This is a genomic window from Klebsiella sp. ME-303, assembly GCF_007910085.1.
Taxonomy (GTDB): domain Bacteria; phylum Pseudomonadota; class Gammaproteobacteria; order Enterobacterales; family Enterobacteriaceae; genus Klebsiella; species Klebsiella michiganensis.
In genome coordinates this window covers 1-8,559 of the sequence record NZ_VOJB01000058.1, presented here as the reverse complement: position 1 = coordinate 8,559, position 8,559 = coordinate 1, and the positions used below count along the sequence as shown (strand labels likewise).

Genomic DNA, 8,559 nt, shown 5'->3' with positions numbered 1-8,559 from the left:
TCACCTCAATCCAGACTGTTAAAAGTGGGGAACCAGGTTCGCCTTCTGGATGTTACTCAGCGCGAACACTTCATCTTTGCCTTCGACGGTTACCGTGATCATCTCACCGTCTACCGCTTTGATAAGGCCCTGCCATTTGCGTCGGTTCTGTACCGCCATGCGCAAAACCAGCGAAACTTCTTCGCCGATGAAACGCTCATAGTGCTCGGCGGTAAACATAGGACGATCGAGACCTGGAGAAGAAACTTCCAGGTTATAAGCGACTGTAATCGGGTCTTCTACGTCCATAACAGCACTGACCTGGTGGCTCACATCAGCACAATCATCAACATTGATGCCATCTTCACTATCAATATAGATGCGCAGTGTGGACGTGCGACCGCGAATAAATTCGATGCCGACCAGCTCAAAGCCAAGCGCTTCAACTGGCGCTGTGAGCATCTCTGTTAATTTTTGCTCTAATGTGGACAAACCCACCCCCAAGACATAAAAAAAGGGCGTATAGCCCAGTTATTCTGAAGTCAGATAACAAAAAACCCCGATAAATCGGGGCTTTAGATAACTGAACCCTGAGATCGCCATGGCGATCTGGAACACCTTCCGCAAGAATTCTTTCAAATTCGGCTACGAAGGACACCTANTGCTCTAATGTGGACAAACCCACCCCCAAGACATAAAAAAAGGGCGTATAGCCCAGTTATTCTGAAGTCAGATAACAAAAAACCCCGATAAATCGGGGCTTTAGATAACTGAACCCTGAGATCGCAACTGCGATCTGGAACACTTTCCAGAAGAATTCTTTCAAATTCGTCTACGAAGGACCCGGTCCTCACAGTATATTTGAAAAAGTACTTAATGGGAAAGTGGTTGCGGGGGCCGGATTTGAACCGACGACCTTCGGGTTATGAGCCCGACGAGCTACCAGGCTGCTCCACCCCGCGCCTGAAACGTGGCATATTTTACTCGTTTTGAGTAAAAGACGCAAATACTGCTGGGATTTGGTACCGAGAGACGGGACATAAAATCGTAGTGAATTGTATTGATACTTCATATATTTTGTCAACATGAATTTCACATTGCCAGGTTTCGGTTCATGCTGGTATTTCTGGGTTTTTTGGCAAAAAGCGGCTCAGCCTCTTCCTGTCGCCAGCAAAAGATGATTAAATGAAAACTCACAATTAATGCATAAACATGCAATAAAGATTGTTGAGTCAAACTCACCACAGTCTATCTAGCAGGGTTTTATTTTATGACGACGATTCTCAAGCATCTCCCGGTTGGCCAACGTATTGGTATTGCTTTTTCTGGTGGGCTGGATACCAGCGCCGCGCTGCTGTGGATGCGTAAAAAGGGAGCAGTCCCTTATGCATATACCGCCAATCTGGGACAGCCAGACGAAGACGATTACGAGACCATTCCTCGTCGTGCCAAAGAGTATGGTGCTGAAGGGGCTCGTCTGATCGACTGCCGTAAGCAGCTGGTTGCGGAAGGCATTGCCGCGATCCAGTGCGGCGCATTTCATAACACCACCGGCGGGTTGACCTACTTTAATACCACGCCGCTGGGCCGCGCAGTGACCGGTACCATGCTGGTCGCCGCAATGAAGGAAGACGGTGTTAACATCTGGGGCGACGGGAGTACCTATAAAGGCAACGATATCGAACGTTTCTATCGTTACGGCCTGCTGACCAACGCTGAGCTGAAAATTTACAAACCGTGGCTGGATAGCGACTTTATCGACGAGTTAGGCGGCCGCCAGGAGATGTCAGAGTTTATGATCTCCTGCGGGTTTGACTATAAAATGTCAGTTGAAAAAGCCTACTCAACCGACTCCAATATGCTGGGCGCGACGCACGAAGCTAAAGATCTTGAATTCCTGAACTCCAGCGTCAAGATTGTGAACCCGATTATGGGCGTCAAGTTCTGGGATGAAAGCGTCAAAATCCCTGCGGAAGAAGTCACCGTTCGCTTTGAACAGGGCCATCCGGTTGCGCTGAACGGACAGACCTTTAGCGATGACGTTGAACTGATGCTGGAGGCTAACCGCATCGGCGGACGCCATGGTCTGGGTATGAGCGATCAGATCGAAAATCGTATCATCGAAGCGAAGAGCCGCGGCATCTATGAAGCCCCGGGAATGGCGCTGCTGCATATTGCCTATGAGCGTCTGCTGACCGGTATTCATAACGAAGATACCATTGAGCAATACCACGCGCACGGTCGTCAGCTGGGTCGGCTGCTGTATCAAGGGCGTTGGTTCGATTCCCAGGCGCTGATGCTGCGCGACGGCCTGCAGCGCTGGGTAGCAAGCCAAATTACCGGCGAAGTGACGCTTGAACTGCGTCGCGGCAACGACTACTCCATCCTGAATACCGTCTCTGATAATCTGACCTATAAAGCAGAGCGTCTGACGATGGAAAAAGGTGACTCGATGTTCTCCGCTGAGGATCGTATCGGCCAGCTGACGATGCGCAACCTGGATATCACCGATACTCGCGATAAGCTGTTTGGCTACGCGCAGTCCGGACTGCTGACCGCGTCTTCCGCCACTGGCCTGCCGCAGGTGGAAAACCTGGAAAATAAAGCGAAGTAACGCTGCAGAGAAATTCGCAAAGGCCGCTAACGCGGCCTTTTTTATGCAGAAAAATCCCGAACCCAACCGGACATATCTGCCGCTAATGCTGCTGCTCAACTTTTTGGGGACGAAAAAAAAGACGCTTTTCAGCGTCTTTCTTCAGGAAATTGGTACCGAGGATGGGACTCGAACCCACAAGCCCGTTAGGGCACTACCACCTCAAGGTAGCGTGTCTACCAATTCCACCACCTCGGTACGGATACTGCTTATCAGTGCGGGATGTCGCTGCTCGGCTGCGCCGGCGCGGTCGGCTGAGTTTGCTCAGTTTTCGGCGCGCTCAGATTATCCCACTCACTTCCTTTATTGGTCTTGTTGCTGTTGATATTGCCCAGCGCCAGACTGATGATGAAGAACAGCGCAGCCAGGATACCAGTCATACGGGTCATGAAGTTACCAGAACCGCTGGATCCAAACAGAGTGCCGGAAGCGCCTGCTCCGAAGGAGGCTCCCATATCAGCGCCTTTACCTTGCTGCAGCATAATCAGACCCACAAGGCCAATTGCCACAATAAGGAAAACAACTAAAAGAGCTTCGTACATAATCAACCTGTTCCTTGCGGATTTGCCGCATACCAAGTGCTTCGACCAATAAAGCGGGACGTTTTAACGTTTCCCACTGAAGCGGGTGTGAATACTAACCAAAGCGAATGACCTTCGCAAGGGCAATTTCAGCGCATTGTATCAAGTGCGGAAAAAAACAGCAAAAAGCGATTTTTTGTCGATTAAAAAGGCGGCAAGCGTCGCCTTTTTAATCACTTAGCAAGAGAAATTAAACGCTTTTTACGGCATCGGCGATACGGTGGGCAAATTCGTGCACCTGCTCTTCGTGCTCACCTTCCACCATAACGCGAATCAGCGGCTCTGTGCCTGATTTACGCAGCAGTACGCGCCCCCGATTGCCCAGCGCCGCTTCCACTTCAGCCGTTACCGCTTTTACGTGCTCATGTTCCAGCGGGTTACCGCTACCTTCAGTAAAGCGAACGTTAACCAGAAGCTGCGGGAACATTTTCATTCCGCTGCACAGGTCGTGCAGGCTCATATGGTTACGCACCATCGCCGCCACCACCTGCAGGCTGGCGACAATCCCATCCCCCGTCGTGGTTTTATCCAGTAAGATCACATGACCGGAGTTTTCTGCGCCAATGCGCCAGCCTTTCTCCTGCAGCTTCTCCAGCACATAGCGGTCGCCCACCTTCGCGCGAACGAAAGGAATGCCCAGCTGTTTGAGCGCCAGTTCAAGGCCCATATTGCTCATGAGCGTCCCGACGGCGCCGCCCCGCAGCTGCCCCTGGCGTAGCCCCTCACGGGCAATGATATAGAGGATCTGGTCACCGTCGACTTTGTTGCCTTCGTGGTCCACCATGATGACCCGATCGCCATCGCCATCGTAGGCAATACCCAGGTCGGCTTTCTCCGCCAGCACGCGCGCCTGCAGAGCACGAACGTCCGTCGCCCCGACCTCTTCATTGATGTTGAGGCCATCAGGCTCACAGCCCATCGCTATAACCTGAGCGCCCAGCTCGCGGAAAACATTCGGCGCAATATGATAAGTCGCCCCGTGAGCGCAATCGACTACCACCTTCAAAGCATTGAGGCTCAGCTCGTTCGGAAAGGTGCCTTTGCAAAACTCGATATAGCGACCGGCGGCGTCGACGATACGACTGGCTTTACCCAGCTCGGCGGAATCCACGCAGGTCAGCTCTTTTTCCATTTCGGCTTCAATGGCTTCTTCTACCTCATCCGGAAGCTTGGTACCTTCGATAGAGAAGAATTTGATGCCGTTGTCATAAAACGGATTATGTGAAGCGGAAATCACAATCCCGGCTTCCGCGCGGAAGGTGCGCGTCAGATAGGCAATTGCCGGCGTTGGCATCGGGCCGGTAAAAGAAGCGGATAATCCCGCGGCGGCCAGTCCAGCCTCCAGCGCGGACTCCAGCATATACCCTGAAATACGGGTATCTTTACCAATAATAATCTTCCGTGAACCGTGGCGTGCAAGCACCTTACCCGCCGCCCAGCCCAGCTTTAATACAAATTCTGGCGTTATTGGCGCATCGCCTACGCGGCCACGAATACCATCCGTACCAAAATATTTGCGGTTACTCATAACGTTTATTTTCCTTAGCGGCCAGGGTAGCTTCCACCACGCGCAGCGCTTCTACCGTTTCTTTGACATCATGGACGCGAATAATCTGCGCGCCCTGCATTGCAGCAATGACTGCGCAAGCCAGGCTGCCATTCAGGCGTTCCGTCGGCCCGACATTCAGCAACTGACCTACCATCGACTTACGTGACATGCCTACCAGCAGCGGAAGACCAAAATGATGGAACTCTCCAAGTCGGGCAAGCAGTTCATAATTATGAGAAAGATTTTTACCGAAACCAAATCCCGGGTCGAGCAACAATTTATCTTTTGCGATACCGGCCCGTTCGCAGCGCACAATATGTTCGATAAAAAAGCGCTCAACGTCAGCAAACACGTCCGCGTACTTCGGGGCATCCTGCATTGTCTTCGGCTGACCCTGCATATGCATCAGGCACACCGGCAAGCCCGTTTCAGCCGCCGCCTCCAGCGCTCCCGGTTCGGTCAGCGAGCGGATATCATTGATGATATGCGCGCCAACACGCGCTGACTCGCGGATCACCTCCGGCTTTGAGGTATCAACGGAAATCCAGACTTCAAAGCGCTGGGCAATCGCTTCTACCGTCGGAATGACTCGCGCCAGCTCTTCCTCGACGCTGACATCTGCCGCCCCCGGACGCGTCGATTCCCCACCGATATCAATGATAGTCGCCCCGGCATTGATCATCAGATTGGCATGCTTCACGGCTTCGACCAGCGTGTTGTGGGTCCCGCCATCAGAGAACGAATCCGGGGTAACGTTAAGAATACCCATCACATGTGGGTGAGAGAGATCGAGGGTTGAGCCCTGGGCTACAAGTTTCATCGCTAAATCCCTGAGTCAGAGAAAGATTGAAAAAGAAAAACCCCGGAGCAAACGCTCAGGGGTTTTAGAAAAGTACAACAGCATCAATAACGGCTAACTTATTTGTCGCCCAGCTGTTCTGACATCGTATTACCCGGGTTTGGCGTACGCGGTTCATCGACCGGACGCGGCGCACGAGGCGTGCCATTGTTGTCAGAATTGTTGGACGAGCCCGGTTCTTCCCAGCCAGCTGGCGGGCGAACATCGCGGCGAGCCATCAGGTCATCAATCTGCGGGGCGTCGATGGTCTCATATTTCATGAGCGCATCTTTCATCGCGTGCAGGATGTCCATATTATCGTTCAGAAGCTGGCGTGCACGATTGTAGTTACGCTCAATCAGTGACTTCACTTCCTGGTCGATGATACGCGCCGTTTCATCGGACATATGCTTCGCTTTCGCAACGCTGCGGCCAAGGAATACTTCACCTTCTTCTTCGGCATACAGCAGCGGGCCGAGTTTGTCAGAGAAGCCCCACTGGGTCACCATGTTACGCGCCAGGTTGGTCGCGACTTTAATGTCGTTCGACGCACCGGTAGAAACATGCTCTACGCCGTAGATAATCTCTTCCGCCAGACGACCGCCGTAAAGAGTAGAAATCTGGCTTTCCAGCTTCTGACGGCTGGCGCTAATCGCGTCGCCTTCAGGCAGGAAGAAGGTGACACCCAGCGCGCGACCGCGCGGAATAATCGTCACTTTGTGCACCGGATCGTGTTCCGGCACCAGGCGACCAATAATTGCGTGACCGGCTTCGTGATACGCGGTGGACTCTTTCTGCGCTTCCGTCATCACCATGGAGCGACGTTCCGCACCCATCATGATTTTGTCTTTCGCTTTCTCGAATTCAACCATCGATACAACGCGCTTGTTGCCACGAGCGGCAAACAGCGCAGCTTCGTTCACCAGGTTTGCCAGGTCAGCACCGGAGAAGCCAGGCGTACCGCGGGCGATAATTGCCGCGTCGATATCCGGCGCCAGCGGTACGCGACGCATATGCACTTTCAGAATCTGTTCGCGACCGCGGACATCCGGCAGACCGACCACAACCTGACGGTCAAAGCGGCCTGGACGCAGCAGCGCAGGGTCAAGAACGTCCGGACGGTTGGTTGCCGCGATAACGATGATACCTTCGTTACCCTCGAAGCCGTCCATCTCAACCAGCATCTGGTTCAGCGTCTGCTCACGTTCATCGTGACCACCGCCCAGGCCAGCGCCACGCTGACGGCCCACGGCGTCGATTTCATCGATAAAGATGATGCACGGAGCCGCTTTCTTGGCTTGTTCAAACATGTCGCGCACGCGGGATGCACCCACACCGACGAACATTTCAACGAAGTCAGAACCGGAAATCGTAAAGAACGGCACCTTTGCTTCACCCGCGATGGCTTTTGCCAGCAAGGTTTTACCGGTGCCCGGAGGGCCGACCATCAGGACGCCTTTCGGGATTTTACCGCCCAGCTTCTGGAAACGGCTCGGCTCGCGCAGGTATTCAACCAGTTCACCAACTTCTTCTTTCGCTTCGTCACAACCGGCGACGTCGGCGAAAGTGGTTTTGATCTGGTCTTCCGTCAGCATACGCGCCTTGCTCTTACCGAACGACATGGCGCCTTTGCCACCGCCGCCCTGCATCTGGCGCATAAAGAAGATCCAGACGCCAATAAGAAGCAGCATCGGGAACCAGGAGATGAAGATAGAAGCCAGCAGGCTCGGCTCTTCTGGCGGCTCACCTACCACCTTGACGTTTTTAGTCAGAAGGTTATCAAGCAGCTTAGGATCGTTCACCGGGATGTAGGTCGTGTAACGGTTACTATCTTTCTTGGTAACGTTTATCTCACGTCCGTTGATACGCGCTTCGCGAACCTGGTCCTGATTGACCTCCTGCAGGAAGGTAGAATAATCCACCTTGCGGCCATTCGACTCGCTGGGCCCAAAGCTCTGGAATACTGACATCAGCACAACGGCAATGACCAGCCAGAGTATTAGGTTTTTCGCCATGTCACTCAAGGGATTAACCTCATATTACAACTGTGTTAAAAACAGCGTCAGGATACTCTATATCCAGCGTCTTTCAAACTTTCGTTTGAAATCTGCCGGTTATGGTTTACGCCCGGTCGCTACAATATACACTTCACGCGAACGGGCGCGAGAAGAGTCCGGCTTACGAACTTTGACCTTCGTAAACAGGGAGCGAATCTCTCTTAGATACTCATCGAAGCCTTCGCCCTGGAACACCTTCACTACAAAACTACCACCTGGCGCTAATACATCACGAGCCATTCCAAGCGCCAGTTCCACCAGATACATGGCCCGGGGAATATCCACCGCCGGTGTTCCACACATATTTGGCGCCATATCGGACATGACAACTTGTACTTTACTGTCACCTACACGCTCAAGTAACGCTTTCAGGACTAATTCATCACGAAAGTCGCCCTGAAGGAAGTCCACACCAACGATTGGATCCATAGGTAAAAGATCGCAAGCAATGATGCGGCCGCTGTTACCGATCTGCGTAACCGCGTATTGCGACCAGCCACCGGGTGCAGCGCCGAGGTCAACTATCGTCATCCCCGGTTTAAAAATCTTGTCACTTTGCTGTATTTCATCAAGTTTAAACCAGGCACGGGAACGTAACCCCTTTTTCTGTGCCTGCTGAACATATTTATCGCTAAAGTGTTCCTGAAGCCAACGACTTGAGCTGGCAGAACGCTTTTTACCTGTCATTTAACATTCCCATTTCGGGTTCATCGTACTTCGCGACGTAAAAATCGACGCGGTAGTTTGGCGATATATGGGAGATGGCGGTAGAATGAACCGTTTTCAATCCCAACGTAAGCAAAAAAATACGATGAATCTGAGTACTAAACAAAAACAGCACCTGAAAGGTCTGGCACATCCGCTCAAGCCGGTAGTTATGCTTGGCAACAATGGTTTGACCG

The 8,559-nt window shown here is 52.5% G+C and carries 8 protein-coding genes and 2 tRNA genes; 2 read left to right on the top strand and 8 right to left on the bottom strand.

The window, feature by feature from the left end; translation table 11 throughout:
• Positions 1 to 18: 18 nt before the first annotated feature.
• Both rimP and FQK12_RS05305 read right to left on the bottom strand, forming a co-directional pair.
• Positions 19 to 471 carry a ribosome maturation factor RimP gene (gene rimP / locus FQK12_RS05310; protein ID WP_004125659.1) on the bottom strand — a complete coding sequence of 151 codons (453 nt, stop codon included), beginning with the start codon at positions 469 to 471 and terminating at the stop codon, positions 19 to 21.
• A gap of 393 nt (positions 472 to 864) precedes the next feature.
• Positions 865 to 941 (bottom strand) — tRNA-Met (locus FQK12_RS05305).
• A 308-nt stretch (positions 942 to 1,249) separates the two neighbouring features.
• Between FQK12_RS05305 and argG the strand changes: the two genes are divergently transcribed.
• Positions 1,250 to 2,593 carry an argininosuccinate synthase gene (argG, locus tag FQK12_RS05300; RefSeq protein WP_014226976.1) on the top strand — a complete coding sequence of 448 codons (1,344 nt, stop codon included), beginning with the start codon at positions 1,250 to 1,252 and terminating at the stop codon, positions 2,591 to 2,593.
• A gap of 150 nt (positions 2,594 to 2,743) precedes the next feature.
• On the opposite strand, the gene FQK12_RS05295 is transcribed toward argG, so the two are convergent.
• The 6 genes from FQK12_RS05295 to rlmE form a co-directional block, all read right to left on the bottom strand.
• Positions 2,744 to 2,830 (bottom strand) — tRNA-Leu (locus FQK12_RS05295).
• A 14-nt stretch (positions 2,831 to 2,844) separates the two neighbouring features.
• Positions 2,845 to 3,174, bottom strand: coding sequence for a preprotein translocase subunit SecG (gene secG, locus FQK12_RS05290; protein WP_004106103.1), 330 nt, complete (start codon positions 3,172 to 3,174; stop codon positions 2,845 to 2,847).
• Positions 3,175 to 3,403: 229 nt separating this feature from the next.
• On the bottom strand, positions 3,404 to 4,741 hold the full coding sequence (gene glmM / locus FQK12_RS05285; protein ID WP_014226977.1) for a phosphoglucosamine mutase: 1,338 nt from the start codon (positions 4,739 to 4,741) through the stop codon (positions 3,404 to 3,406).
• Positions 4,734 to 5,582 (bottom strand): dihydropteroate synthase, encoded by an 849-nt coding sequence (folP, locus tag FQK12_RS05280; RefSeq protein ID WP_014226978.1) that lies wholly within the window; start codon positions 5,580 to 5,582, stop codon positions 4,734 to 4,736. The genes glmM and folP overlap by 8 nt, the downstream gene beginning before the upstream one ends.
• Before the next feature lie 98 nt (positions 5,583 to 5,680).
• On the bottom strand, positions 5,681 to 7,615 hold the full coding sequence (gene ftsH, locus FQK12_RS05275; RefSeq protein WP_004854549.1) for an ATP-dependent zinc metalloprotease FtsH: 1,935 nt from the start codon (positions 7,613 to 7,615) through the stop codon (positions 5,681 to 5,683).
• A 99-nt stretch (positions 7,616 to 7,714) separates the two neighbouring features.
• Complete coding sequence (gene rlmE, locus FQK12_RS05270) at positions 7,715 to 8,344, bottom strand: 23S rRNA (uridine(2552)-2'-O)-methyltransferase RlmE (RefSeq protein WP_004106110.1); 630 nt, start codon at positions 8,342 to 8,344, stop codon at positions 7,715 to 7,717.
• A gap of 124 nt (positions 8,345 to 8,468) precedes the next feature.
• On the opposite strand from rlmE, the gene FQK12_RS05265 reads away from it, so the two are divergent.
• Positions 8,469 to 8,559 (top strand): YhbY family RNA-binding protein (locus FQK12_RS05265; RefSeq protein ID WP_186711182.1); only part of this gene is annotated, 91 nt, incomplete at its 3' end.

Bases quoted from the DNA above. Each gene is read 5' to 3' on its own strand.
- argG (WP_014226976.1), top strand. From the start codon at position 1,250: ATGACGACGATTCTCAAGCATCTCCCGGTTGGCCAACGTATTGGTATT.
- secG (WP_004106103.1), bottom strand. From the start codon at position 3,174: ATGTACGAAGCTCTTTTAGTTGTTTTCCTTATTGTGGCAATTGGCCTT.
- glmM (WP_014226977.1), bottom strand. From the start codon at position 4,741: ATGAGTAACCGCAAATATTTTGGTACGGATGGTATTCGTGGCCGCGTA.
- folP (WP_014226978.1), bottom strand. From the start codon at position 5,582: ATGAAACTTGTAGCCCAGGGCTCAACCCTCGATCTCTCTCACCCACAT.
- ftsH (WP_004854549.1), bottom strand. From the start codon at position 7,615: ATGGCGAAAAACCTAATACTCTGGCTGGTCATTGCCGTTGTGCTGATG.
- rlmE (WP_004106110.1), bottom strand. From the start codon at position 8,344: ATGACAGGTAAAAAGCGTTCTGCCAGCTCAAGTCGTTGGCTTCAGGAA.